1 protein-coding gene is annotated in these 448 nt (G+C 70.8%); it reads right to left on the bottom strand.

Annotation, left to right across the window (positions count from 1 at the left end):
• Window positions 1-448: hypothetical protein (locus DZG00_RS16495; RefSeq protein ID WP_119455875.1), on the bottom strand; the 448-nt coding region annotated here is incomplete at both ends.

Below are 448 nucleotides of genomic sequence, written 5' to 3'. Positions count from 1 at the left end.
GGGCAGCGAGGCGCCGAGGCCCTGGTACGTGTTGCCGGCGGAGGAGTCGAGCGTGACCGCGAAGGTGAAGTCGGTGCTCGCGTTGGCGGCGAGGGCCGTCAGCGTCTTGGCGGAGGAGCCGGCGAGGGCCGCTGCGGTGCCGGAGTAGACGGGGGTGGCGCTGCCCGCGGCCGTGATGACGACGTTGAGCTTGGAGCAGAAGTCGGTGGCCGAGCCGTTGACGGTGCCGTTCTTGATCTGCGTGCAGGCGGCGCCGGGGGTCAGCGTGAAGGTCGAGGCCCGCGTCGTGCCGACGTTCTTGATGCTCACGACGCTCGTGACCGTCTGGCCGGGCATCATCGCGGTCGAGCCGCCGAACTTGTTGATGGTGGAGCAGGTGGCGGCGTTCGAGTCGACGCCGGACGTGGCGCTCGTGCTGAGGCAGGTGACGGTGGGGGCGCCGTTGGCG

This window comes from Clavibacter lycopersici, from assembly GCF_003576405.1.
GTDB classification, from domain to species: Bacteria; Actinomycetota; Actinomycetes; order Actinomycetales; family Microbacteriaceae; genus Clavibacter; species Clavibacter lycopersici.
The sequence above is the reverse complement of the archived record's forward strand: the minus strand, read 5'-3'. Positions and strand labels throughout refer to the sequence as shown.